The 24,825-nt window shown below is 52.3% G+C and carries 20 protein-coding genes and 1 pseudogene; 17 read left to right on the forward strand and 4 right to left on the reverse strand.

The genetic code is table 11. From position 1 onward, the window contains the following. Positions 1 to 125: 125 nt before the first annotated feature. The 4 genes from K3G39_RS11070 to K3G39_RS11085 all read left to right on the forward strand — a co-directional run bounded on the left by K3G39_RS11070 (position 126) and on the right by K3G39_RS11085 (position 5,027). Positions 126 to 608, forward strand: coding sequence for a hypothetical protein (locus K3G39_RS11070; protein ID WP_220626231.1), 483 nt, complete (start codon positions 126 to 128; stop codon positions 606 to 608). Positions 609 to 633: 25 nt separating this feature from the next. After that, on the forward strand, positions 634 to 2,580 hold the full coding sequence (locus tag K3G39_RS11075; protein ID WP_220626232.1) for an OmpA family protein: 1,947 nt from the start codon (positions 634 to 636) through the stop codon (positions 2,578 to 2,580). A gap of 402 nt (positions 2,581 to 2,982) precedes the next feature. After that, entirely contained in the window at positions 2,983 to 4,152 is a 1,170-nt protein-coding gene (locus K3G39_RS11080; protein ID WP_220626233.1) for an AIR synthase related protein, read from the forward strand. Between the two features lie 167 nt (positions 4,153 to 4,319). Further along, positions 4,320 to 5,027: a DUF4476 domain-containing protein gene (locus tag K3G39_RS11085; RefSeq protein WP_220626234.1), complete on the forward strand. Its 708-nt coding sequence runs from the start codon at positions 4,320 to 4,322 to the stop codon at positions 5,025 to 5,027. A 333-nt stretch (positions 5,028 to 5,360) separates the two neighbouring features. Here K3G39_RS11085 and K3G39_RS11090 read toward each other — a convergent pair whose 3' ends face one another. Further along, positions 5,361 to 6,341, reverse strand: a complete 981-nt coding sequence (locus K3G39_RS11090; protein ID WP_255594244.1) for a helix-turn-helix transcriptional regulator — start codon at positions 6,339 to 6,341, stop codon at positions 5,361 to 5,363. A gap of 174 nt (positions 6,342 to 6,515) precedes the next feature. Between K3G39_RS11090 and K3G39_RS11095 the strand changes: the two genes are divergently transcribed. From K3G39_RS11095 to K3G39_RS11105, 3 genes are all read left to right on the forward strand, one after another. Next, complete coding sequence (locus K3G39_RS11095) at positions 6,516 to 9,551, forward strand: SusC/RagA family TonB-linked outer membrane protein (protein WP_220626235.1); 3,036 nt, start codon at positions 6,516 to 6,518, stop codon at positions 9,549 to 9,551. Between the two features lie 27 nt (positions 9,552 to 9,578). Continuing rightward, the gene (locus K3G39_RS11100; protein WP_220626236.1) at positions 9,579 to 11,096 is read left to right on the forward strand and encodes a SusD/RagB family nutrient-binding outer membrane lipoprotein; all 1,518 of its coding nucleotides are present in this window, start codon (positions 9,579 to 9,581) and stop codon (positions 11,094 to 11,096) included. 78 nt (positions 11,097 to 11,174) lie between these two features. Then, a complete protein-coding gene (locus K3G39_RS11105; protein ID WP_220626237.1) occupies positions 11,175 to 12,515 on the forward strand; it encodes a PepSY domain-containing protein in 1,341 nt (446 codons plus the stop codon). Positions 12,516 to 12,628: 113 nt separating this feature from the next. On the opposite strand, the gene K3G39_RS11110 is transcribed toward K3G39_RS11105, so the two are convergent. Then, positions 12,629 to 13,126 carry a DUF4293 domain-containing protein gene (locus K3G39_RS11110; RefSeq protein ID WP_220626238.1) on the reverse strand — a complete coding sequence of 166 codons (498 nt, stop codon included), beginning with the start codon at positions 13,124 to 13,126 and terminating at the stop codon, positions 12,629 to 12,631. Between the two features lie 64 nt (positions 13,127 to 13,190). Here K3G39_RS11110 and K3G39_RS11115 point away from each other — a divergent pair, with 64 nt between their 5' ends. The 4 genes from K3G39_RS11115 to K3G39_RS11130 all read left to right on the forward strand — a co-directional run bounded on the left by K3G39_RS11115 (position 13,191) and on the right by K3G39_RS11130 (position 17,256). Beyond that, positions 13,191 to 14,390, forward strand: a complete 1,200-nt coding sequence (locus tag K3G39_RS11115) for an acetyl-CoA C-acyltransferase (protein WP_220626239.1) — start codon at positions 13,191 to 13,193, stop codon at positions 14,388 to 14,390. Between the two features lie 175 nt (positions 14,391 to 14,565). Then, entirely contained in the window at positions 14,566 to 15,102 is a 537-nt protein-coding gene (locus K3G39_RS11120; protein ID WP_220626240.1) for a GAF domain-containing protein, read from the forward strand. A gap of 77 nt (positions 15,103 to 15,179) precedes the next feature. Then, positions 15,180 to 15,947, forward strand: coding sequence for a tRNA pseudouridine(38-40) synthase TruA (truA, locus tag K3G39_RS11125; protein WP_220626241.1), 768 nt, complete (start codon positions 15,180 to 15,182; stop codon positions 15,945 to 15,947). 1 nt (position 15,948) lies between these two features. Continuing rightward, positions 15,949 to 17,256 (forward strand): cystathionine gamma-synthase family protein, encoded by a 1,308-nt coding sequence (locus tag K3G39_RS11130; RefSeq protein ID WP_220626242.1) that lies wholly within the window; start codon positions 15,949 to 15,951, stop codon positions 17,254 to 17,256. 73 nt (positions 17,257 to 17,329) lie between these two features. Here the strand turns inward: K3G39_RS11130 and K3G39_RS11135 are convergent, their stop codons facing one another. Beyond that, the gene (locus K3G39_RS11135) at positions 17,330 to 17,530 is read right to left on the reverse strand and encodes a hypothetical protein (protein ID WP_220626243.1); all 201 of its coding nucleotides are present in this window, start codon (positions 17,528 to 17,530) and stop codon (positions 17,330 to 17,332) included. Positions 17,531 to 17,830: 300 nt separating this feature from the next. On the opposite strand from K3G39_RS11135, the gene K3G39_RS11140 reads away from it, so the two are divergent. The 4 genes from K3G39_RS11140 (at position 17,831) to K3G39_RS11155 (ending at position 21,528) form a co-directional block, all read left to right on the forward strand. Then, entirely contained in the window at positions 17,831 to 19,600 is a 1,770-nt protein-coding gene (locus K3G39_RS11140; RefSeq protein WP_220626244.1) for an ABC transporter ATP-binding protein, read from the forward strand. Then, positions 19,597 to 20,118, forward strand: a complete 522-nt coding sequence (locus tag K3G39_RS11145) for a GyrI-like domain-containing protein (RefSeq protein ID WP_220626245.1) — start codon at positions 19,597 to 19,599, stop codon at positions 20,116 to 20,118. Before K3G39_RS11140 ends, K3G39_RS11145 begins: the two co-directional genes overlap by 4 nt. 84 nt (positions 20,119 to 20,202) lie before the next feature. After that, positions 20,203 to 20,814, forward strand: coding sequence for a TetR/AcrR family transcriptional regulator (locus K3G39_RS11150; protein WP_220626246.1), 612 nt, complete (start codon positions 20,203 to 20,205; stop codon positions 20,812 to 20,814). A 51-nt stretch (positions 20,815 to 20,865) separates the two neighbouring features. Continuing rightward, positions 20,866 to 21,528, forward strand: coding sequence for a hypothetical protein (locus K3G39_RS11155; protein WP_220626247.1), 663 nt, complete (start codon positions 20,866 to 20,868; stop codon positions 21,526 to 21,528). Positions 21,529 to 21,650: 122 nt separating this feature from the next. Here K3G39_RS11155 and K3G39_RS11160 read toward each other — a convergent pair whose 3' ends face one another. Continuing rightward, positions 21,651 to 22,070 carry a hypothetical protein gene (locus K3G39_RS11160; protein WP_220626248.1) on the reverse strand — a complete coding sequence of 140 codons (420 nt, stop codon included), beginning with the start codon at positions 22,068 to 22,070 and terminating at the stop codon, positions 21,651 to 21,653. Positions 22,071 to 22,436: 366 nt separating this feature from the next. On the opposite strand from K3G39_RS11160, the pseudogene K3G39_RS20865 reads away from it, so the two are divergent. Next, a pseudogene (locus K3G39_RS20865) lies at positions 22,437 to 23,201 on the forward strand (tyrosine-type recombinase/integrase). Beyond that, a complete protein-coding gene (locus K3G39_RS11175; protein WP_220626251.1) occupies positions 23,201 to 24,334 on the forward strand; it encodes an IS91 family transposase in 1,134 nt (377 codons plus the stop codon). The pseudogene K3G39_RS20865 and the gene K3G39_RS11175 overlap by 1 nt, the downstream one beginning before the upstream one ends. Positions 24,335 to 24,825: the final 491 nt, after the last annotated feature.

Consider the following 24,825-nt stretch of genomic DNA (forward strand, 5'->3'; position numbering starts at 1 on the left):
ACACATGCTTGTTTGATCATCAGCCAGTGTGCTGGAACACGTACAGCCATCAGCTAATCAGCCGTCAACAATCTGCACGTTTTTTGAGGCAACAATTTAACAATCAACAGTTCAAGAATTAAAAAATGTATATCCCTTTTGACCAATTGCCACCGCATGCCCGGCTCTGGATTTACCAGGCTGATAGGGCTTTGACGGCGGTAGAGCAGGAAGAAATAAAGCCAATGCTGGAGCGTTTTGCTACTGATTGGAGCAGTCATGGGGCGGGGCTACAGGCGTCGGCCAGTTTGTTGCACGATCGTTTTCTGGTGCTGGCTAACAACGAAGCCGTTACGTCTGCCAGTGGATGTTCCATCGACTCATCGGTGAGTTTTGTGCGGGAACTGGAGCAGCGCTTTGGCATTTCGTTCTTCGACCGTACCCGCCTGGCTTTCCTGAAAGACGGCCAGATGCAGGTGGTGAGCATGAACGAACTGAAAAATAAAGTGGCCGCCGGCGAGATTGACGGACAGACCTTATATTTTGATACATTGGTAAATAATTACGGAGAACTGCAGGATGCCTGGCCACGGCCGGCGCAGCAAAGCTGGCTCTCCAGGTATTTTTAGATCCGCTAATTCAAAAACTACCCCCATGCAGCAGACGCTATCGACACAGTCAGTGGCTAATTACCTGAAGTTTACAGCAGCCGTTCTGCTGCTGGCAGTGGTGCTCAGCTCCTGCGGCGCGGGCATGTACTTGAGCAAGGCCGAAAAGCGCTTTGAAGAAGAGCAGTATGAGCGGGCCATCGAGTACTACAAGCAGGCGCTGAAAGGGGCTAGGAATACCGGCGAGATCAACTACCGCATTGCTGAGTCATACCGCTTGTCTAACCGACTGGCGGAGGCCGAAACTTATTACAAGGCTGCGCTCGACAACAACTATCGCAAAGAGGAAGGTTTCTTTTACTACGGCATGGCGCTCAAAGCCAATGGCAAGTACGAAGCCGCTTTGGGCCAGATGCAGGATTATGCCCGCATCGGCAGCAAACAGGAGCTCAAAACCCTTGCCTTGCGCGAAGTCGAAACGCTGAGCCAACTGAGCCGCATCCTGAAGAAAAACACAGGTTTTGAAATTTATAACCTAGAAGCACTAAATACAGAAGGCTCTGACTTTGCACCTTTTGTGCGTGGCAACGAATTGGTTTTCTCGTCCTCCCGCGGACCAGGCAAAACCTACCTGGGCAATGGCGAAGGCTTTTTGAACCTGTATGCGACTACATTGGGCGACTCGGCCAATCTGGGAGCTGCCGTGCGCAAGCTGGAAGGTATAAACACCGACGACCTGCACGAGGCCCTGGCGACATTTGCTGACGAGGGAAACACGATGGTTTTTGCGCGTGGCAACGAAGGTACCAAGAAAGGCCGCCGCAACGTAGACCTGTTCATCTCGTTCTACCGCTCCAATGCCTGGACAGAACCCAAACTGCTCAACATCAGCGACCCGCGCGCCTGGGATTCTTCTCCGGCTTTTACGCCCGATGGCAAAACGCTCTACTTCTCCTCTGACCGCAAAGGAGGACTTGGAGGCAACGATATCTACAAAACCACCATCGACGACAACGGACGCTTCTCTGCTCCCGAAAATATGGGTCCGGATTTCAACACGCCGGGTAACGAAAGTTATGTATACATAGGGCCGGATGGCACACTATACATCGCTTCTGACGGTCTGCCAGGCTTGGGCGGGCTCGATGTTTTTAAGATTGAAGATGGCAAACCCGTGAACATGGGTGTACCGGTTAACTCCAGCGGCGACGATTTTGGGATCTTTTTCCAGGATGCTCTTACAGGCTATATTTCCTCTAACCGCGAAGGTGGCAAAGGGGGCGACGACATTTATGCAATTGCCAAATCGGTGCGTAAACTGGTGAACTTCTTTGTAGATGGCACGGTTTACCAACGTCGCGACAAGGACAAGCAGCAAGTGGTGGTACCGAACACACAAGTGGTGTTGCAGGACAACAGTGGGCAGAAAATAGCCGAAACCACAGCTGATGCAGAAGGCAAGTTCTCATTCCCGCTCGACAGTGCTACTACTTATTCCTTACTCGCCGAGAAAGCCGGTTTCTTTGCGGCGCGCCAGCGCGTGAGCACTGTAGGTAAGATGCCGCCACAGAACCAGTTGCCAAACGAGGTGAACGAAGTGCGCCTGACTGCTGACCTCTTGCTGACCGAGATCGTGAAAGAAAAAGCCATCGTACTCGAGAACATCTTCTACGATTTCGATAAAGCTGACATCAGACCGGACGCTGCTGAAGAACTCGATAAACTGGTGCAGATACTGGTAGATAATCCGCGTATCTCCATCGAGTTGAGCTCGCACACTGACTCCCGTGGTGTAGATATTTACAACCAGGACCTGTCGCAGCGCCGTGCCCAGTCTGCCGTGAATTACATCATCTCCAAAGGTATAGACAAGTCGCGCATTACGGCCAGAGGTTATGGCGAGGGCCGCCCGGTGGTGCGCAATGCTAAGACCGAAGACGAACACCAACGCAACCGCCGCACTGAGTTTAAGGTGGTGCGCATTCAGGAGTAGCAGGTATAAGGTATAGCGCTATACCTTATATAAATAAATAAAAATCGGCGGCTATAGTCTTGCACTGTAGCCGCCGATGCTGTTTCTATACCGCTGCTACGCCTGCAGCGAGTCCTGTGCCCGTGCAGATATAAATACAAGCATGCTGAAGCATGAAATCAACAATTTCTTTTTTTATATTTTATTTAAATTTCTTTATATAGAAGAGCCAATATATTACAAGATGCTTGCAAGGTATAGCGGCTGCTTTTTTTCGAAACGCTCTACATTATACCTGTTGGATTTGGCTCTGTGAAATGCCGGCTCGACTAATAATTGCCACCACAGCTTTTTAAAAGCATTTCTTTTTGCCGTATATACAAAGGCCTTTCTTAAATTTGTAAAGCAAGCAAGACCAGCACAATGGAAAATAGATACCTCCGGCGCGGCGTGTCCGCCTCCAAGGAAGACGTACACAACGCCATCAAGAACATCGACAAAGGGCTTTTCCCGAAAGCATTCTGCAAGATCATCCCCGACATCCTCACCGGCGACCCCGAGTACTGTGCCATCATGCATGCCGACGGCGCAGGAACCAAGTCGGCCCTGGCCTACATGTACTGGAAAGAAACCGGCGACCTGAGCGTATGGAAAGGTATAGCGCAGGACGCTGTGGTGATGAACACCGACGATCTGATGTGCGTGGGCGCAACGGATAACATCCTGCTCTCTTCTACCATCGGCCGCAACAAGAATCTTATACCTGGCGAAGTGATTGCCGCCATTATCAACGGTACCGAGGAGGTGCTGCAAATGCTCCGCGACAATGGCATCGGCATCTACAGCACAGGCGGCGAGACAGCCGACGTAGGCGACCTGGTGCGGACCATCATTGTGGACAGCACCGTGACCGCCCGCATGCGCCGCGACGAAGTGATTTCAAACGACAACATACAAGCTGGTGATGTGATTGTAGGCTTCGCCTCGCACGGGCAGGCTACTTATGAAGACGAGTACAACGGTGGCATGGGCAGCAACGGCCTTACCTCTGCCCGCCACGATGTGTTCCACTCGTACCTGTCAGCTTCTTACCCGGAAAGCTACGATCCGGAACTGCCAAAGGATCTGGTGTACGCCGGCAATTACCGCCTGACGGATGTGGAGGAGAAAACAGGTATGGAAGTAGGCAAACTGGTGCTTTCACCAACCCGTACCTATGCGCCAATCGTGAAAGAAATCCTGAATCAGCACCGCCCGCACATACATGGCATGGTGCACTGCAGCGGCGGCGCCCAGACCAAAGTGCTGCACTTCACCAACAAGGTACACATCATCAAAGACAACCTCTTCCCTGTGCCGCCACTGTTCCGCATCATACAGGAACAGAGCCACACCGACTGGAAAGAGATGTACAAGGTCTTCAACATGGGCCACCGCCTGGAGATATACCTGCCGGAGCAACACGCTCAAAACCTGATCGATATTTCAAAGTCGTTTGGTGTGGAGGCACAGATTGTTGGCCGCGTAGAAACCAGCGAACGCAACGAACTTACAATTAAGACTGATAAGGGAGAGTTTTATTACGAAGGGTAAAAGTTTAATAAGCTCTAAAGGAAAACCACAGGTGTAGCGCCTGTGGTTTTTTCTTATACCTATACCTGCAAACCAAAAATCCCCGCAGACAAACCCCACTGCACTTTAGTTCCATAAACTGGCACAATAATTGGCTTGGCGAAGGTATACGCTAAAACCTATAAGCCATGAAAAAGCTTCTACTACCGTTCTTGTTTGTGCTGCTGGCGCTGCCGGCTTTCGCACAACCCACTGTCGTTACCTTTACCACCCACAGGGGCGAGCCCTTCCAGATGGCGCTGGATGGACGCCTGATCAACCGTTCGGCTTCCAACTTTGTGCGCATCACGCACCTGCGGCCCGGCAACCATTATGTGGAGTTCCGGATCAGAGGCCGCCATGGTATTTACAGGACAGGTATAAATGTGCTGGCCCGCGCCGGTTTCGAAACGAATTATGCTGTGCGCGTGTCGGGCCGTAAAGTGAGTCTGCGCGTGATCAGCGAGATACCACTGGGGCCGCCACCGGTAGTGGTCGTGCCGCCGCGCTACCCCGATAGGTATGAACCCGCTCCGCCCCGCTACGAAGAACCCGCCAACGGCTGCAACCTGTTGGAGCGCTACGACGTGGAGCGCCTGATCGACGCTATGAAAGGCCGCGACTTCGAGAGTACCCGCCTCACTGTTGCCCGCGAAGCGGTGCGTAATAGCAGCATCCTGTCAGAGGACCTGCGCAACGTGCTGTTAGCTTTTGAGTTTGAAAGCACCCGACTCGAGTTTGCCAAGTTCGCCTACGACAATGTGTGCGACAAAGAGCGCTTCTACTACATCTACGACGTCTTCCAGTCAGACCACCACGTGCGGGAATTGGAGCAGTATACCAGCCGCAGACGCTAAGGTATAGCCAAGTCAATAGAAACACCCGGGGGAGCAACAGGTACAAAATCCTGTTGCTCTTTCTTATTTAAGAGGGAGGGTAAAATTTTGACAAAGGAGTTTTTACAAAGAATATAAGAGTACTCAGCGTAAATTGCGTCTTAAAGGATCTGAGTTCGCATTGCCTGTTTACTTCTTAAGCGTCGTGGGCATTACGTTGCTTAAAGCATGATAGTAGTGGCATGACCAACTTAAGCGGCAGGAAAAGGAGCCTATACCGAAAGGTCTTTTGTCCTCTGTCAAAAACTCCTTTGTCCGAAAGAGACTCTCCTATACCTGAGAGGCGGAGCAAGCCTACGATTTAATCTTTTGGGGCAGGTAGCCGAAGTGTTTTTTGAAAGCAGCTGTGAAGTGGGCGGCGTACTTAAAGCCCAGGGCACTTGCAATATCGCCTACTTTTTGGTCACCTTCGAGCAGCATCTTGCGGGCCTGCTCCATGCGGTAAGTGTTCAGGTAGCCAAACACCGTGGTGCCGAACACCTGCTTGAAGTGCTTTTTAAGGTAATACTCGTTTGTGCCGACCATGTGGGCCAGGTCAATCAGGGAGCAGGGGCACTCCATATTCTTGAGGATCAGGTCGCGGGCGTGGAGCATCTTTTCGATATCCGTTTGCTTCAGCCCGTTCGTGCTTGGTGCTTCGTCCTGCTCACATTGCTCAAACTGCAGCATGAGGAGCTCGATCACCTTCGCCTGCACAAACATGCGCTTGCAGTAGCCCGTGTACATGCAGTTGAGCAACTCTTGCAGCACCGAGATAATCTTTGGCGTAATGGGCAAATTTCCTTTTCTGAGCCGTGCAGGCTTACCAGCCAGGATATGCTCCCGCAATTCTGAAAAAGGGTTTCCTGTCTCGGGTAGATAATGCAGCAGAAAGTCAGAAGGGATGTATACCGTCATCATCTCCACCTGCGGATCGGGCTTTATTTCCTGTCGCGCCTGTGCGTCGGAGAAGAAGAGCAGGTTATGCTGCTGGGCGTCAAAACTGGCAAAGGCTTTTGGGTTGTCTCCTACTCTGAAAGAGCTCTTCCCGCGCATCGAAAAGTATAGCTGCGCAAAGTCCTCACTGTTAAAACATCCTACCACTTTCTTACTCGATAAACTAAAGGCTGTGTGGCTGAAGTGAATTTCGCCGGATGGAAAGCGCATGCTGACCTCGGAAGCCGCACGCGCATTTGGGCTCTGGCAGGTGCAGTAGGTGGGCCGGTTTTGCTCAGCCAATTGCTGACTGGTACAGTCTTTTTCACTGTTTCTCGGTTCACTCACGTCTTGCTCCATGTTTTCCCTCATTTGATAAAAGAATTCCCTTACCCGTTACCAAAATAGCTTTGTAAGTTATACTTTTGCGCAAGTTACGTTTATTTAGACTATATCTAAATAGTGTGTCACCTAAAAAAAGGCAATGCCTTTATCAGCATTGCCTTAAACCCAAATACTATACCTTATAAAGATATGTTCAAACATTTACTGGCGTCGGCTTTTCTCATACTCATGGCGCTTGGAGTTTCAGCACAGGACCTGGCCGTTTCGGGGCAGGTGACAGAACAGGCGACCGGCACAGCACTGCCAGGTGTTACGGTTAGAGTGAAAGAGTCAAACAACGGAACCACGACGAACCCGAACGGAACTTTTCAGATTCGTGCCAAAGAAGGGGAAGTGCTCGTTTTCTCATACATTGGTTATGCTTCTCAGGAAGTGCCGGTAAACGGAAATGCAAGTTCGCTGCAGGTAGAGCTCCAGCCCGGCAACACACAGCTATCTGAAGTAGTCGTAACAGGCGCACTCGGCATTAAGCGTCCCGCACGCGAACTAGGTACGGCCAGTGCTCAACTCAACACCGCCGAACTGAACCAGGGTAAAGTAGTGAATCCTATACTTGGGTTGGCCAGTAAGGTATCAGGCCTGCGCATCAACTTGTTCGACAGTAAAGTAGATCCGGATGTACAGGTAAACCTACGCGGCATACGCTCGCATACCGGCAATAACGCGCCGCTTTACGTGGTGGACGGTGTACCTATACCTGACATTAATCGCCTCAACCCGAATGATATTGAAAGCATCAATGTGCTAAAGGGCGCCAACGCAGCAGCGGTATACGGCTCTGACGGGGTAAATGGTGTACTGATGATCACGACCAAAAAAGGCCGGGCAGGAGCACAGCGAATCAATTTCACGAACACAACTACTTTTGATAAAATCTCGCGCCTGCCGGAACAGCAGACAGAATTCGGGCAGGGCCTGAACGGCGTGTATGACCCGCTGCAGTACCAGTCCTGGGGTTCGCGTTTCGATGGGGAACTGCGCCCTGTAGGACCTGTGCTACCAGACGGTAGCCAATGGCAACTACCATACAGCGCCCACCCGGACGGCAGAAAAGCATTCTTCAACACGGGCTTCACCACTCAAAACGACCTGAACTTTTCGGGTGGCGATGAGAAGTCAACCTACTATTTCTCACTGCAGGATGTACTGACCAAAGGCATCATTGAAGGCGACAAAAACAGACGCTCAGGCGCCCGCTTTAACGGTTCCCGTTCTTTTGGCAAGCTGAGCACCAGCTATAACGTTAATTACGTGTTCAACAAAAGTGATGTAACGCAAAGTGAGCCATGGTCTACAGTATACCGTTTGCCGGTTAGCCTGCCTTTTGCCGACCTGAAAGACTGGGAAAACACGCTGCACGCCAACCCGAACTACTGGTTCAGCACCAATCAACCGAATCCATACTTCAACGCCGATAACCAGCGCACGGTAAATGAGCAGCAGACGCTGACCGGAAACATAGAGCTCAATTACGAGATTGCTCCCTGGATCAGCGCCATCTACCGTCTGGGCCTTTACAGCCGCAACACCGACACCCGTACCACAGTAGGTAAATTTACTTATACCACGCCGGGCCGTACCAACATACCGGGCAGCGTGAACGATGCTACTAACACCTTCCGTCGCATCAACAGCGATTTCATCCTCGACCTGCACAAGGACTTCGGTAAGTTCAGCACCCGTTTGCTGTTGGGCAACAACCTGCGCACCGACGACAGCAAAATAACCAATCTGAGCGCCTCGGCGCTGGTAGTGCCCGGCCTGTTCAATCAAGACAACCGTTTGGGGCAGTTGGGTGGCAAGTCCGGCATCAGCCAGAGAAGACAGGTGGCAGGTTTCGGAGAGTTTACTGCCGGCTACAACAATTACCTGTTCCTGACCTTTACCGGTCGCCAGGAATCCGTGTCGGTGCTGAGTCCTGAAAACCGCAGCTACTTTTACCCGGGCGTGAGTTCGTCGTTTGTTTTCAGCGATGCTATACCTGCGCTCCAAAACAACAGCATGCTTTCTTACGGCAAGGTATACGCCTCTTACAACAAGACCGGCAACGTAGTAGTGGACCCTTACCAGTTGCAGAACGTGTATAGCCAGACCGACGGTTTCCCATACGCAAACCTGCCTGGTTTTAGCCTGGGTACTTCCGATGCCAACCCGAACCTGAAGCCTGAATTTGTGACCTCGCTTGAAGTGGGTACGCAGCTGAGCTTCTTCCAGAACCGCCTGAACCTGGAGGCTGCCTACGTGGATGCCAAAACAACGGACGGTACCATCCTGGCCGACATTTCTGCCGGATCTGGCTTTACTTCTGCCTGGGTGAATGCCTTTAAAGCGAGCAACAAGATCATCGAGCTGAACATTAATGGTGATGTGATTCAGCGTGGCCACCTGGTATGGAATGTAGGCGCCAACCTCACGCACATCAGAAGCGAGGTAGAGGAAATCTATGGCGGAATCGATCAGCTGTTCCACTTCCGCCAGAACTACCTGATCGTGGGCAAGCCATACAACAGCTACCTGTTCACCGACTACAGACGCGACCCGCAGGGAAGAGTGATCGTGGACCCGGCTACCGGCAATCCGACGAGCACGTCAGAGCTATACTATGGCGGCACCGGCACACCGCCGTACCAGTTAGGTCTCAACACTTCGGTGCAGTACAAGGGCTTTCAGTTAGGTGCGCAATTCGACTGGAGAATGGGAGCGGTGGTCTATACCGAGGCAGCTGCCCGCATGCTATCAGATGGCACGAGCCCGCTTACAACGCAGTATGGCCGCGAGGCGTTTGTTATACCTAACTCAGTCATTGAAACTTCTCCGGGCGTGTTCACGCCAAACACCGAGATACAAACCAAAGGCGACCGCAACTACTGGGCAAATTTTGTAGCTCCGGTGCAGTCGAACTACGCGGTGAGCGCTGACTTCTTTAAAATACGTGAGCTGAGCCTGAGCTATACCTTGCCAATGGGCTGGCTGGATGGTCAGAACCTGGTGAAAGAAGCGACAATCGGCTTCGTGGGCCGCAACCTGTTCTCTATATGGGCAAAAGACAACATCTACAACGACCCGGAATTTGTGTACGCCGGCGGAAGCAGCGAGGGTTACATGAGCTGGAGACACTTGCCCCCGACCCGTTCGTTTGGTTTCAATGTAAATGTGGCATTCTAAATAAGATCATTCTGCATACTTTGTGATATGAAAAAGTTATTATCCTTTATCCTGATAGCACTGACCGGCACGGCTTTTACCGCCTGCGACAGCTTTCTGGATACAAATGTCAACCCTAATGCGCCGACCGATGTGCCGGTGGAGCAAAAATTACCGACCGCTCTTGTCAAGACCGTAAACCTTGAAACCGGTACCCTGAACCAACTGGGTGCTGTGTGGGTAGGTTACTGGGCCAAAGCCACCGACGGGCCGGTAAACACCTCGCTGTTTAGATTGGAGGAAACCTACGGTGTGGAGGCCATGTCTTTTGACCGCGATGGTCGCCCGATCTGGGAAGACAGCTACACCACGCTGGTGAACTACAAAGACATTGAAAATAGTGCCGCTACCACCGGCGACCTAGCCTATGTAGGTATAGCGAAGATCATGCAGGGCTGGCACTTCATGCGGCTTGTAGATCTTTACAACAATGTGCCTTTCTCGGATGCGCTGCAGGGCAGCAAAAACGTAACGCCCAAGTACGAAGACGGACAGGTGGTGTATGACGGTGCCATCAACCTGATCACAGCAGGTATACAGGACATCAAAGCAGCTCCTGCCTTGTCTAAAAAGCCGGTGACTGACGACGTGGTTTTCAAAGGCAACCTGACACTCTGGATTAAGTTTGCCAATACCATTAAGCTGAGAGCTTTGCTTCGCCAGTCTGAAGCCGGAAGAGCAGGCTACATCAACGATGAACTGGCCAAGATCAAGCAGGAGGGAAGCGGTTTTCTGGGTGCTGGCGAGAGTGCCTTGGTGAATCCGGGCTACCAGATTACGGCCGGTCTGCAAAATCCTTTCTGGGACACCTACTACCGCAACCAGGCCGGAGCGCTTACCACAGGCTACAACACCCTGCGCCCTACGGCATACCTGGTACAGCAGTACAAAGAGCGCAACGACCCGCGCCTGCCCAAACTCTACCGCAGTGTGCATGGAGACTACGTAGGCGTACCACTCGGAGCCACCAGTGCTGACTTTACCATGGCAAAAACATCGGCTTTGCTGGGACCGAACGAGAACGGGAACCAACCGGCAGGCCTGTTGAAAAGTGCGCAACAACCATCCGTGTTGCTGTCTTCTTTTGAGAGCTTGTTCTTGCAGGCCGAGGCGGCCGAAAGGGGCTGGCTGAGCGGAGCAGAGCAACTATATGAGGAGGCGATCAAAGAATCCTTTAAGTACATGAACGTGCCGGCAGGAGAATTTACAGTTTATAATCTTCAGCCATCTGTTAACTTTGCACTTGCCCCAAATAAAATTGAGCGCATCATCGGGCAGAAATGGTTGGCGCTGAACAGCATCAGCAGCATCGAGGTCTGGAATGACTTCAGGAGATTGGGCTACCTGAGCAGGTTGCCACAGTCGCTGCAGAGCCCGTCGGCTGACCCGGATTTCAGGCCACGAAGATTGACTTACCGTCAGTCGGAGGTATATACCAACAGCGACGAAGTAGCGAAACAGGGAGCAATTGACCCTTTCCGCTCGCGCGTGTTCTGGAACGAATAAACTGAAAATAGCCCTACAATACCTCCCCTCTTTGCCGGCAACAGCAAGGAGGGCTTTTTAGCTAAATATCTCTCTATCATGAAACAGAATCCAAGACAAAAATCAACCTGGCAAAAGGTGCGCAAGCTGTTCAATGACCTCCACCTGTGGATGGGTATAGCAAGCGGCCTTATCCTGTTTGTGGTCTGCCTGAGCGGTACCATCTATACCTTCAATACCGAGGTGCAGGAGTTTATGGAGCCGGAGAAATTTACCGTGCAGGTAGAGGCGGGGGCTAAGCCCATGGCAGCTGAAGCAATCATTGCAAAAGTAGCAGCCGAGACGGGAGGTAAAGTAAGTTCTATCACTATACCTGCCGATGCCAGCCGTACCTACACTGTGAATGTGAAAAAGGCGAACAAAGGTGATGAAGGAAAAGGTGCTGAAGGCCGTGGTGGCGAAAAAGGTGGCCGTGAGAAAGGCGGCGAGGGCAAAAAAGGACCGGAAGGCGCTGTAGCCAAAGCCGGTCCGGGTGCTGGTCCTGGCGGGAAAGGTGGAGGTGGTGGTGGTCGCGACCGTGGCACAAACTACCTCGTGAACCCTTATACTGCAGAAGTAATCGGTACGACCGAAAGCCCGACCTCCGAGTTTTTCATGACCATGTTCCGTCTGCACCGCTGGCTGCTGCTCGATACCGAAGTAGGCCGTCCGATTGTAGGCTGGGCAACCATTATTTTTACGCTGATCGTTATCAGTGGGCTGGTGATCTGGATTCCGCAGAAAGTGAAAAACTGGCGACAGGGCCTCAAAATAAAATGGAGCGGCAACTGGAAACGCGTGAATCATGACCTGCACAACTCGCTGGGTTTTTACTCGTCGTTCCTGCTGCTGGTAATGTCGCTTACCGGCCTCACCTGGTCATTTGAATGGTATAAAGAGGGCTTCTTTAAAGTGCTGGGCGTAGAGCAGCAGAAAGACCGCAAAGAAGAGCCACTCTTGTCAAAAGTGCCGGCTGACCAGTCTCAGGCCGCTACGCTTACGATTGCAGATTATGTGAAGTCGGCCGAAACCGCGCTGCCTTATAAAGGCGATTACCGCATTTCGTTGCCAGCCGACTCAGCTGCTACTGTTTCCATCAACATAAACAAAGTAGGCTTTTTCGCACCGGCAGCATCAGACAAAGTGCAGCTTGATCAGTACAGTGGCCAGGTGCTGAAGGCAGAGATCTTTGCCGACAAGCCGTTCAACGAGCAAATAATTTCGTCTATCAAGCCGCTGCACGTGGGCAATGTGTATGGCACTTTCTCCAAAATACTTTACTTCATCGCCTGCCTTGTAGCGACCAGTTTGCCGATAACAGGTACTATTATCTGGATCAACAAACTGCGCAAGAAGTCGAAGAAGGGTGCTATACCTGTGGCGAAAAGAGCGACAGCTTAGCAGGTATAAGATTTAGCAGGTATAGCAGCAACACCATCGCAAGCTATACCTGAAGAAAACAAAAAAGGCTTCTCCGGTTAAGAGAAGCCTTTTTTGATGCGGTTAGCTATACCTTAGCGCAACCTGTCTGCCGAGCGAACCAGGTCTTCGTCACGCTTGATGAAGCGGTTAGCCAGGGCATTGAGCAGCAGCGCCAAGATGGGCATGTAAAAACCAGCCTCGTAGTTACCTTCGTTGCCAGAGGCCATGCCATTGCCTACATAGTTGGCATAGTAAAACGATGTGCCAAACAGTGCGATCAACACCATTGAGTTGATCAGGCCAAACTTCATTTGATTGAGGCGGCTCTTGTACTGGAAAATTTCATACAAAGCCACACCTGCGGCCACAATAGCGAGTATCCCAATCGCGATGGTGCTCGTGCCTGTTTGAGCGCCCGCCTGCACGGCCTCGCCCTGTTCATTCACGGTCTGGAAGAACAGGCTCCAGGCGGTCAGTACGACTTCTTCTCCGGTAGTAATATCTACTTTAGACCAGAGTGGCAAAAACAACAGCGACACCATGGCAACCACGATGAGCGCCAGAAATACGGTTTGAATTCTTTGTATCATAAGGGGGTTAATTTAACTTGCAAAGAGATGCAAAATTAGACAAAGACCTGTAAAACAAAAATTGATGAGTACAGCTTATATAATTGATATCGTCAGAACACCCGTTGGCAAGTTTACCGGAGCGCTCAGCAGTGTGCGCCCCGACGACATGGCAGCCTTTATTCTGAAGGAGTTAATGGCCCGCAATCCGCAGGTAGACCCGAGCCTGATTGAGGATGTAGTGCTGGGGGCTGCTAACCAAGCCGGGGAAGACAATCGCAACGTGGCCCGAATGGCGCTCCTGTTGGCCGGGCTTCCGAGCGAAATCGGCGGCGTGACCGTGAACCGCCTTTGCGCTTCGGGGTTGCAGTCCATCATCGATGCGGGCCGTGCCATTACCTGCGGCGATGGTGAAGTATACCTGGCCGGTGGCGTGGAGAGCATGACCCGTGCCCCTTTCGTGATGGCGAAAGCCGAAACCGCTTTCGCCCGTACTCCTGAAATCTACGACACAACAATCGGCTGGCGCTTTGTGAACAACACGCTCTCGTCGATGCACTATCCGCATACCATGGGCGAAACAGCTGAGAATGTGGCTGAACGCTACGGAGTTTCACGTGAAGCGCAGGACGAATTTGCCCACGGTTCGCAGCTTAAGTACAAGGCAGCTGCCGAAGCCGGGAAGTTCAAAGATGAGATCATCCCTATACCTGTTCCGCAGCGCAAAGGCGACCCGATCATCTTCGACACCGACGAGCACCCACGCCTTTCTTCAGTTGAGAAACTGGGCACATTGGGCGCAGCCTTCAAAAAAGGAGGCACCGTAACGGCAGGCAACGCCTCCGGTATAAACGACGGTGCGGCGGCTTCGCTGGTCGTGAGTGAAGAAATTGTGAAGCGCTTCAACCTGAAGCCCATGGCACGCATTGTGTCGGCGGCGGTGGCAGGCGTGGAGCCCGCTTACATGGGTATGGGTCCCGTACCAGCAACCCTGAAAGCTCTGAAACGTGCAGGGCTTACCATCAATGATATTGGTCTGGCAGAGATAAACGAGGCTTTTGCAGCGCAGGCTATACCTTGTGTGCAGGAGCTGGGCATTAACCCGGACATTGTGAATATGAATGGTGGCTCCATTGCCATTGGTCACCCGCTCGGCGCCAGCGGTACCCGCATCTCAGCCACTTTGCTGCACGAAATGAAGCGCCGCGATAACGTGCGCTACGGTTTGGCCACCATGTGCGTAGGCGTAGGCCAGGGTGCTGCTATCATTTACGAAAAGCTTTAGAAAAAATAGTTTGCCTGTTTTATTTGTTAATCAACTGATGGTAAGCAAGGTATAGCACATTAAAAATAGTGTGAGCTGAAAGCGCCTGCTTAAAGCAAAACAACTGGAACAGTTAAGCACTTTGAGCGGTTATAGTCTACACGCGTTGCGTGAGCATTGAAACAGAAAGGAAATTATGAAAAACACCTTCATTGGGGTGAACCTGATTCCTCAGAACGATGAGGAAAGACTGCTGAAACTGCAGGAGTACGATATATTGGACACGCCACCAGAAGGAGCTTTCAATCACATAGCGGCTATGGCTGCGCGCATGTTTAATGTACCCATCGCCCTCGTTGCGTTGGTTGACTCTGAACGCGTGTGGTTTAAAGCCAACGTAGGTATGGAGGGTGTGGAGAACGTGAGCCGGGGCGTGAGTTTGTGCTCTCTTGCGATTCTGAACGAGGGTCCAACTGTATTTCCGGATGCCGTAAACGAGCCCTGCCTGCTGGCAAACCCGCTGGTGACAGGCAATTTCGGACTTCGTTTTTATGCGGGCGCCCCGCTAAAGACATCCGATGGGTATAATCTGGGCACGCTTTGCATCGTAGACAAGCAGCCACGCGATTTTTCGGAAGCCGACCAGAAAGTGCTGGGGCAGTTGGCTGCCATTGTGATGGATGAAATAGAGCTCCGCTACCTGAAACGCAAAGTGCAGGTAGAGGCTAGCTAAAGTCTGTCTGGAAGGTATAAATTGCTAAACCCGCAGGTACTACAGAGCCTGCGGGTTTATTTTTTTATCTTTGCTTCATGCGGTATTTTTTAGAGATAGCCTATGACGGCACTCGTTTTCATGGCTGGCAGATGCAGCCCAATGCCCTCTCGGTGCAAGAGGTGCTCGACGATTGCCTGAGCAAAGTGCTGCGGCAGCCAATCAGCTCCATAGGGAGCGGCCGCACCGACACAGGCGTACACGCGAGTCAGCAGTTTGTGCATTTGGATGTGGAACAGGAGCTTGACCTGGAGCATACGGTCTACCGCTTCAACCGCCTGTTGCCTAACGACATCGTAGCGAAACATCTATACCTGGTCACCGATGAGGCACACGCCCGTTTCGACGCGTTTGAGCGTACCTATCATTATCACATCACCTTAGCCAGAGACCCCTTCAAAAGATACTACGCCACCTATTTGCCGCGTTCCGTAGATGTGGAGCAGATGAATGAGGCGGCCGCTGTTTTGCTTCGTTACGAGGATTTCACGACCTTTAGCAAAGTCAAAGGCGACACCAAACATTATCGCTGCCACATGTACGAAGCCAAATGGCGACAGCAAGGCAACGAGCTGGTGTTTACCATCCGGGCTAACCGTTTCCTGAGAGGTATGGTACGATTGGTCGTAGGCACTTTGCTGGATGTAGGCCGTGGCAAGCTCACAGTAGCCGATTTTGAGCGGATTGTGGCCAGTCAGGACCGCAGCAAAGCCAGCGGGGCGGCTCCTTCCGAGGGGCTATACCTGGCCAAAGTGTCGTATCCGGAGCATATTTTCAAGACATCACCCAAAACAAACCCTTTATAGCATGCAATTACCAGAAGATCAGAACGGTCCACATCTTAACGGCAAACACCTTCGCCCTGAAAGCTTGATGATGAGCTACGGGTATAACCCGGAGTGGTCAGAAATGGCTGTGAAGGCGCCAATTTACCAAACCTCTACTTTCGTTTTCAAGAACGCGGAAGAAGGGAAGGCCTTTTTTGAACTAGCGTATGGCCTGCGTGAGAAGCACGCCGAAGAGCAGCTCGGCCTCATTTACAGCCGCCTGAACAACCCGGACCTCGAAATCCTCGAGAACCGCCTCCGCTTCTGGGATGGTGCCGAAGAAGCAGCCGTTTTTGCCAGCGGTATGGCCGCCATCAGCACCACGCTCTTGGCCTTGCTCAAGCCCGGCGACCTGATCCTGCACAGCGAGCCTATCTATGGTGGTTCTGACTACTACATCAAAAACATCCTGCCAAAGTTCGGCGTGAAGAGCATGGGCTTTCGTGCCAACACGCCAATAGAGGAAGTAGAGCAAATGCTCGAAGAATCAGGTATGGCCGACAAACTGGCGATGGTATACCTGGAAACCCCAGCCAACCCAACCAACCACTTGGTAGACATCGAGGCCTGCGCCGCCATGGCCAAAAAGCACTCGACTGCCGACAAAAAAGTAGTGTTAGCCGTGGACAATACGTTCCTGGGCCCTGTGTTCTCGCACCCGCTCAAGCACGGCGCTGACCTGGTACTTTACTCTGCCACCAAGTACATCGGCGGCCACTCCGACCTGATCGCAGGTGCCTGCGCTGGTCCGGCCGACCTGATGAAGCAGGTGAAAGGTATGCGTACCTTCATGGGTTCTATGGCGAGCCCGTGGACAGGCTGGATGCTGATGCGAAGCCTCGAGACGCTGAAAATCCGCATGGAGTGTCAGGCACGTGGCGCTGAAGTAGTAGCTGCTTATCTGAAGGAGCATCCGAAAGTAGACAAGATTTACTTCCTTGGCTACCTGCAGGACAATCCGCAGCAGCAGGCTATTTACGACAAGCAGTGCAAGGCAGCGGGCTCTATGATTTCGTTCGACATTAAAGGTGGTGAAAAAGAGGCCTTTACGTTCTTGAACAACCTCAAACTCATCAAACTAGCCGTGAGTCTGGGCGGCACGGAGTCGCTGGCTGAGCACCCGGCTTCTATGACGCACTCTGATATTTGTCTGGCCGACCGTGCCGTGATGGGTATAGGCGAGGGCATGATTCGTATCTCGGTAGGCGTGGAGCACCCGGAGGATATTATCTCTGACATCGCGCAGGCGCTTGAGAAAGTTGCTATACCTGCGGAAGCGGAGGTATAGGTATAGACCTGCATTTTTGAAGCCCTTCTCTGTCAAACAGAGAAGGGCTTTTTTATACCTTGTGATGCAGTTGCTATACCTGATAAATCCCGAAAATCCTGATGCAAAAACCATTAACTTTGCGGTCGGTTAGCATGTGGTACTCGTAAGGGTATAGCTGGAGAATGGCGGAGTGAGATTTCGGCGCTATGGTGTGAGCGTCCACGTTCGTGTCTGGTATTGCGGGGTCTCTGGCCCAGGTAGAGCAAAGCGTATTGCTTAGTAGCATCGCCATGCGGCGGGCACTTACTTTTTTCCTTGATGAAAAAAAGTAAGCAAAAAAACCAAGACGCTCCAAACTCGCTGAACGCTCTTGACAGGGGGACCCCTTCACCCCCAACAGTGGAGTGTCGTTTGGTGCACCTGGCGGTTGTCTTAGCTCCGTAGCTGCTGTGGTAAGTATGTCTGCTATACCTGCCAGTGGTCTGTGACACGAAGCTATACCTTACACCTAGCAGCGGCTAAAAGCCTCCCTTCGAAGGGGGCAGGGGGATGTTAACGTCCCCGAAGACAACTAAAACCTGATATAACAAACTTGGAAGATAAACCACAAAATACAGGCAAGGTATTCGATGCAGATGTCATCCGGCGGCTCTTTACGTTCGTGAAGCCCTATATCCGGATTTTCTACTTCATCGTGTTCCTGACATTTGCCTCGGCTATTCTGGCTGCCGTGCGTCCTTTCCTGATTCAGTATACCGTCGACAACGAGATACTGCAGAATGATTGGGAAGGGCTGAACAAGATGTTCGTGATACTCGCGGTGCTCTTAATTGGGCATGCCATTGTGCAGTATCTCCATACCTACTTCGCTGGCTGGCTGGGGCAGCATGTGGTGCGCGACATCCGGGTCGTGCTCTACCGCCACATCCTCAACCTGCGCCTCAAATTCTTCGACCGCACACCCATTGGTACGCTCGTGACCCGTAACGTATCCGATGTGGAGACGCTTTCCGATGTGTTCAGCGAAGGCCTTGCTGCCATGATTGGCGACATCCTGCAACTGGTGTTCATTCTCGGCTTTATGTTCTACATCGATTGGGAGCTGGCACTGGTCAGTTTGTCCACTTTCCCGATTATGCTGGTGAGTACCTACATTTTCAAGGAGAAGATCAAAGATACTTTCCAGGATGTGCGTACAGCCGTGGCGCGACTCAACTCCTTTGTGCAGGAGCATATCACAGGTATGAACATCGTGCAGATCTTCAACAACGAGAAGCGCGAGCTCGAGAAATTCAAGGAAATCAACAAAGAGCATACCCGCGCCAACGTCCGCTCTGTGCTGTATTACTCGGTTTATTTTCCGGTGGCTGAGATTATTGGTGCGGCGGGTCTGGGCTTGCTCGTATGGTATGGTGCCCACGGGGTTATTGAAAATGACGTATCGCTAGGTACGCTGATGGCGTTTATCCTTTACATCCAGATGTTCTTCCGCCCGATTCGCATGATTGCCGACCGCTTCAATACCTTGCAGCTGGGTGTGGTAAGTACCGAGCGCCTCATGCGCCTCCTCGACAGCAAAGAGATGATTCCGGATAACGGCGATTACAAGCCTGAAAAAATAAAAGGCAATGTGGCCTTCAAGGACGTGTGGTTTGCCTACAAAGACGAGGATTGGGTGCTACGCAACATTTCTTTGGATGTCAAAGCGGGCGAATCGGTTGCCTTTGTGGGAGCTACGGGGGCGGGTAAGACTTCAGTTATCAACCTGCTCAACCGCTTCTACGAAATCAACAGCGGCCAGATTCTGATTGATGGCCACGACATTAAAGAATATGACCTGAGCGTGCTGCGCCATCATATTGGCGTGGTATTGCAGGATGTGTTCCTTTTCTCCGGCACCATCGCCGACAACATTAGTCTGGGCAACAAAACTATTACCGAAGAGCAAATGTGGCACGCCGCCGACCTGGTGGGTGCCCGCAAGTTCATTGAGCGACTGCCGGGCGGGCTGCATTATCAGGTAATGGAGCGCGGAGCCACGCTTTCGGTAGGCCAGCGTCAGCTCATTTCGTTTGTGCGGGCTATGGTCTACAATCCGGAAATCATTATCCTGGACGAGGCTACTTCCAGCGTCGATTCCGAAACCGAAGAACTGATACAGTACGCCATCGACCAGCTGATGCACGGTCGTACGTCCATCGTCATCGCCCACCGTTTGTCTACCATCCAAAAGGCCGATAAGATCATTGTGATGGACCGCGGCGAGATAAAAGAAATGGGTAACCACGAGGAATTGCTGCGCCGCGATGGTTACTATGCCCAACTCTACCACATGCAGTACAAAAACATGATTGACTTATGAACAAGAAATTCTTGTTAGTGATGTTGGTCCTTTCGGCCATCGTAGCGGCTTTTTACGCCTACCTGGGAGGTTTTAGTTCAACAAGTGTATCCGAAGTGAACTCGGAACGACTTTTTGTGGCAGGCCGTGCCTTCAGTGGTTCTGTAAACGACAGCGGGATTAATGATGCTTTCCGGAGAGCCGCTGAGGTACTCGACAAAAACGAACTGCAAGGACAGCTGGGCAACATCTACTACAACAACCCGGAGGGGCGTGCCGATAGTGTAAACGCTTTTATCGGCGTGGTTATACCTGACAGCACCGTGCAGTTGCCGGCCGACTACGAACTGCGGGTGGTGCCGGGTGGCCGCCGTGCCCTGCGAAGCGAAGTGAATGCTCATTACATGCTGGCCCCGAACAAACTTTACGAAGCCATTTTTGACTATGCCAAGGAGAAAAATCTGGAGCTGGAAACTTTTTACGTGGAGTGGTTCCCGGAAGACCGCCAGGGTATAGTAGAGGTTCCGATTAAGGAGTAACTTGCAAGTATAGATTATCTCTATATCTTTGGTGAAAGGAGAAAGGCTATGTCTTTCCTCGTGGAACGATAGCAAAAAAGCAAATTGGGCAAAAAGGCAGAGGCAAAAAAAGAGCTGATACTGGAGGCAGCCAAGGCGGTGTTCGGTAAAATGGGCTACAGCAAGGCTACCTTGGATGATATTGCCCATGCCATCGGCCTCAAGAAACCCACGCTCTACTACTACTACAAAAGCAAGGAAGTGCTTTTTATCGAGGCCTTCTCGCAGGAGTGGAAAGGCAGCCTGTACCATATCAAGAAAATTGCCGAGCAGGAAAAAGACCCCCGCGAGCGCCTGTTGCGCTACATCCGCTCATCGTTGCGCTACTACCAGGAAATCGTGACGCAGCACACCATCTCCATCAAAGTACTCATCGAGACGCGCACTATGTTTCAGGAGCTTTTCAAGGAATCGCGTGCCAAGGAGACAAACTTCTACGCCACAGTCATAAAAGAAGGTATAGCCAACGGCACCTTTCTCGATTGCGAAGCCGAACGCGTAGGTTACTCCATTATGGTAGTCAAAGACCTGATTCAGTTCGAAGAGTTTCAGCGCGCCCAGTTCCACAACCTGCCCACCATCAATTTTGAGAAAATAGAGCGCGAGGTGCTGTATACCGTAAACCTGATTCTGGAAGGTATACGGGTAAAGGGATAGCCGCAGACGGCGTGCGCTACCAGCTATCCAATACTTAACGTCACTATGATTTTGAAAAAAGCAGCAGCCAATCTGTTGTGTTGCCTCGTGCTGCTAAGCAGCTGCATCGGCTCAACCCGGCATGCGGCTATACCTGGCGGTTGCCCTCAGGCACTGCAGGCAAATGACCGCATACTGGTTGGCGTAATCCCGGGACTTTTGGCGCATCGCTCGCATCAGTTGTATCAGCAATTGGAACAAGAGTTTGGTCAAAAAGGAATTTCAACAGCCTATGTAGCAGAGCAGGAGTATGACCTGGCCCGGCAAGGTATAAAACCGAACCCAGCGCCGGATTCAATCACACTGGTGCAAATGCGAAAGGCGGGCTATACCTATTATCTGGAACTGGCCGTAGGAGATGTTGCATCAGGTATGGGCTATGCACGGACAAGCGCGCAGGAACAGAAGGAGATACAGCAAGGCTACGGCACAATCGGGGCGGACGATTCGAAAGCTACGGTGCACTTCAAACTCCATTCAACAGACCAGAAAAAGCAAGTCTATACCTTGGCAACAACCACTAAACTGAGTGGGGTAACATTAGCTGGCAACAAGCACGAAGATGGGTATAGGAATAGTAGCACTGTCAATCTTTCCACGGCATCGCTAGCCACAGATAAGGCACTGAAAAAGGGAGTTGCAGAACTTCTGAAAAACTGTAAAGTGAGCCAGTAAGATACGGCAGCGAATGCATAATGCCCCAGGCAAACCGTTTGCCTGGGGCATTATTATTTAAAGCCTGTTCAGGCTAAATTCGTTTCAAAACTGAGGGGTGGATTGGAGCGAAATCTGGGATTCTACTCCTGGGGGTTACTAGCTTTGTATTCTTCCAGCTTGGCCTTAAGCGCGTCTACATCGGCGTGGTGTCCTTTGGCTACTTCGGCAGCGTCGAGCTCGATGAGCATGTTCTGCATCTGTTTCAGGTAGGCGGCTTTGTCCTTTTTAAGGCAGCCTTTGTGGTTGTCTTTGCAGGTGCCGTCCTCATCCATGGGTTTGAACATACTGCCCTCGCCATAGATAAGCCATTGCGTGTTCAGGTCCTGAAAGTTCTTAACGATAGCCACTAACTCATCGAGGAGGTAATTTTTCCCTGACAGGATATTAGCAAGCACTGCTTCATCGCTGCCCGTCATCTCAAGGAGCTGCGGCATTTCCAACTCTTTGATGCTGGTATAAAAACGGAACCTTTTGCCGATTTGCTGTATGTCAATAGCCATAGATAGAGATTTATGAGGTTATGTAAACTTGCTATACGTACCTATAACAGTTTCTGTATCAAAAAATTCCCGGGCTATTTGTATAGAGTATTAATAAACAGATTGTTGCCGTTTGGAAATTGTGCTGTTACACCTTGTTGCACTAAACCTTCGGTAGCTGGTTTTAAAAAGCAGCGGATAAGGGCTATCTTTTGGATTCACACTTATTCCTTACATAAAGATGAAAAAAAAGAGCCTACCCTTATCCAGACTGCCTGTACTAATGTAGCGGGATTCAGCGAGCTTTACGAGAAGTTCCGAAAAAAAATCACCGTCTCGGGCCGCGGCCAGAGCACCCTCAAAAACTACAGCCACCACCTGGCCAAGGTGGCCCTGCACTTTAACTGCCTGCCCACCGAGCTGGACTGCGACCAGCTCAACGACTACCTCTACCTGGTAAAGCGGGAGCACAACACCCCCTCCAACTCCTACTTCAAGTTCACCGTCTACTCCCTGCGCTACGTCTTTCGCATGGAAGGCCTCAAGGACAAGCGCATTGAGCTGCCTGTCCTCAGGGGCAGCAAAAAGCTGCCTGTTGTTCTAAGCAAGCCCGAGGTTAAAAGGCTGCTCTCGGCGCCAAAGCTGTTAAAACACCGGGTCCTTATTGCCACCCTCTACGACTGCGGGCTGCGCTGTGCCGAAGTGCGTAACCTTCGTCTTTCGGACCTGGACTTTGACCGCCGCATGCTCCACGTGCGCCAGGGCAAGGGAGGCAAAGACCGCTACGTGCCCCTGAGCGAGCACCTGATCCGCGGGCTTTAAAAGTACATCCAGTCAGAGTGCCCGCAGACCTGGCTCTTCAACGGCCAGGTGCAGCAGAGTGAAGAGGGCCTGACAGACACCCGCTATTCCCAACAAGGGGTGCAGTGGGTGGTGCGAACGGCACGTAATGAAGCCGGCCTCTCCAAGCAGGTCAGCACGCATACGCTGCGCCACACCTTCGCCACCCACCTGCTCGAGGACGGCCTGGACATCATCTCCATCAAAGACCTGCTGGGCCACGAGAGTATTCAGACCACGATGGTCTACCTGCACGTGGCCCAGAGCGGCAGGAAAAAGCCTTTCTCGCCGCTCGACACCCTCTACGCCTAGTGCGGGCCAAGCACGAGGTGGCAGACGTCTTGCGTCTGCACTGGCCCCAGGTCGAGAACTGTGGTGGCATCAATTCCTGGCAGCTGCGCACGCTCTCGGCCCTCCTGCGCTGCCGCACCCAGCAGATGGGCGGGCACGTGGACGCCTGCTCAGACTGCGGCCAGGTGCGCGTGAGCTACAACTCCTGCCGCAACCGCCACTGCCCCAAGTGCCAGGGCCGCAAGCGCGAGCAGTGGATCCAGGCCCGCGAGCAGGAGCTCTTGCCCGTGCCCTACTTCCACGTGGTCTTCACCCTGCCCGACACGCTCAACCAGCTGGCCCTCCAGCAGCCAAAGCTTGTCTACGACACCCTCTTTGAGGCCGCCTGGCAGACGCTGCTTGCCTTCGCCACGGACACAAAGCACCTGGGGGCAAGGCCGGGCATGGTGGCCGTGCTCCACACCTGGGGCCAGACCCTCTCGCTGCACCCGCACCTGCACTGCATCGTGCCCGGTGGCGGGCTCAGTGAAAGCGGCAGGTGGCGAGGGGCCCGCGGCAAGGGACGCTACCTCTTCCCGGTCAAGGCCATGAGCCAGGTCTACAGAGCTAAGTACGTGCAGGTGTTGAAGGAGAAACTGCCAACAGTAGAGAAAGAGCTGCTAAAGGCACTGTTCGGCAAACAGTGGGTGGTCTATGCCAAGCGCCCCTTCTCGGGGCCCGAACATGTGGTCGAGTACCTGGGTCGCTATACCCACAAGATCGCTATCTCTAACCACCGTCTCACAGCCGTGGACGAGCAGTCGGTGAGCTTCTCCTACAAGGACTACCGGCAGGGGGCCAAAAGGCTGGAGATGAAGCTCGAGGGCATGGAGTTCATCCGTCGCTTTGCCCTGCACATCCTGCCCCGGGGCTTTGTGCGCATCCGCCACTACGGCATACTCAGCGGCACTGCCAAGGGGGTGGCCATTCCGGTGATACGGGAGCAATTGCCTGAGGAGAAACGGCGGAAAGCAGAAGTGCGCCAGCTCCAGGAGTACAATCCGCTCGAGTGCCCCTGCTGCAAAAAGGAGACGATGGTCACCCTGCAGGTGCTGGCTAAACGGGGGCCGCCACAGGGGATGAGGACGCAGCGCCCCTACCAGGAGTTCGAGTAAGAAGCTAAAAAAAGCCGCCCGACAAGGCGGCCTGGCGAAGCTATGCCCATTAGGCAGCAAATGCCTTGAAAAGAGCGGGAATTCTCCCCCGGAAACAGCAGAAAGTATCTACTATTACCCTTTCAGGCTCACCTCCAATGGGCCAGTCAGCTACCTGAAAGCCCAAACAAGTAGTTCAGGGGCAAGCCTCTTCCGACTTAAAACCCATAATGCGTCGCCCGGTTAGGTGCAACCACGGCTTCATTGTGGGCACTCCGTACCCAACGAAGCCTTAGTTGTTAGTAAGGGGAATTTATAGATACAGCTTGGGCTGTTGCAGGTATAGCTAGCGGGTTTCGTCTGTGCGGCGGGCACTCACTTTTTTCCTTGATGGGGGTAGGGGCCACTACTGTTCGAAACCTTGTCAAGTTCGTATTATGTAACGGGCATACATGAAAGGAGGCTGATATGAAGGCGAAGGATTTACTGGCATTTATCCCTGACCAGGACCT

Source organism: Pontibacter sp. HSC-14F20 (genome assembly GCF_019599265.1).
Taxonomy (GTDB): domain Bacteria; phylum Bacteroidota; class Bacteroidia; order Cytophagales; family Hymenobacteraceae; genus Pontibacter.

What these genes read in the sequence shown, in the direction of transcription:
- K3G39_RS11080 (WP_220626233.1), top strand. Translation starts at nt 2,983, where the DNA reads ATGGAAAATAGATACCTCCGGCGCGGCGTGTCCGCCTCCAAGGAAGAC.
- truA (WP_220626241.1), top strand. Translation starts at nt 15,180, where the DNA reads ATGCGGTATTTTTTAGAGATAGCCTATGACGGCACTCGTTTTCATGGC.
- K3G39_RS11070 (WP_220626231.1), top strand. Translation starts at nt 126, where the DNA reads ATGTATATCCCTTTTGACCAATTGCCACCGCATGCCCGGCTCTGGATT.
- K3G39_RS11120 (WP_220626240.1), top strand. Translation starts at nt 14,566, where the DNA reads ATGAAAAACACCTTCATTGGGGTGAACCTGATTCCTCAGAACGATGAG.
- K3G39_RS11160 (WP_220626248.1), bottom strand. Translation starts at nt 22,070, where the DNA reads ATGGCTATTGACATACAGCAAATCGGCAAAAGGTTCCGTTTTTATACC.
- K3G39_RS11100 (WP_220626236.1), top strand. Translation starts at nt 9,579, where the DNA reads ATGAAAAAGTTATTATCCTTTATCCTGATAGCACTGACCGGCACGGCT.
- K3G39_RS11095 (WP_220626235.1), top strand. Translation starts at nt 6,516, where the DNA reads ATGTTCAAACATTTACTGGCGTCGGCTTTTCTCATACTCATGGCGCTT.
- K3G39_RS11110 (WP_220626238.1), bottom strand. Translation starts at nt 13,126, where the DNA reads ATGATACAAAGAATTCAAACCGTATTTCTGGCGCTCATCGTGGTTGCC.
- K3G39_RS11075 (WP_220626232.1), top strand. Translation starts at nt 634, where the DNA reads ATGCAGCAGACGCTATCGACACAGTCAGTGGCTAATTACCTGAAGTTT.
- K3G39_RS11145 (WP_220626245.1), top strand. Translation starts at nt 19,597, where the DNA reads ATGAACAAGAAATTCTTGTTAGTGATGTTGGTCCTTTCGGCCATCGTA.
- K3G39_RS11130 (WP_220626242.1), top strand. Translation starts at nt 15,949, where the DNA reads ATGCAATTACCAGAAGATCAGAACGGTCCACATCTTAACGGCAAACAC.
- K3G39_RS11085 (WP_220626234.1), top strand. Translation starts at nt 4,320, where the DNA reads ATGAAAAAGCTTCTACTACCGTTCTTGTTTGTGCTGCTGGCGCTGCCG.
- K3G39_RS11115 (WP_220626239.1), top strand. Translation starts at nt 13,191, where the DNA reads ATGAGTACAGCTTATATAATTGATATCGTCAGAACACCCGTTGGCAAG.
- K3G39_RS11090 (WP_255594244.1), bottom strand. Translation starts at nt 6,341, where the DNA reads ATGGAGCAAGACGTGAGTGAACCGAGAAACAGTGAAAAAGACTGTACC.
- K3G39_RS11105 (WP_220626237.1), top strand. Translation starts at nt 11,175, where the DNA reads ATGAAACAGAATCCAAGACAAAAATCAACCTGGCAAAAGGTGCGCAAG.
- K3G39_RS11135 (WP_220626243.1), bottom strand. Translation starts at nt 17,530, where the DNA reads ATGGCGATGCTACTAAGCAATACGCTTTGCTCTACCTGGGCCAGAGAC.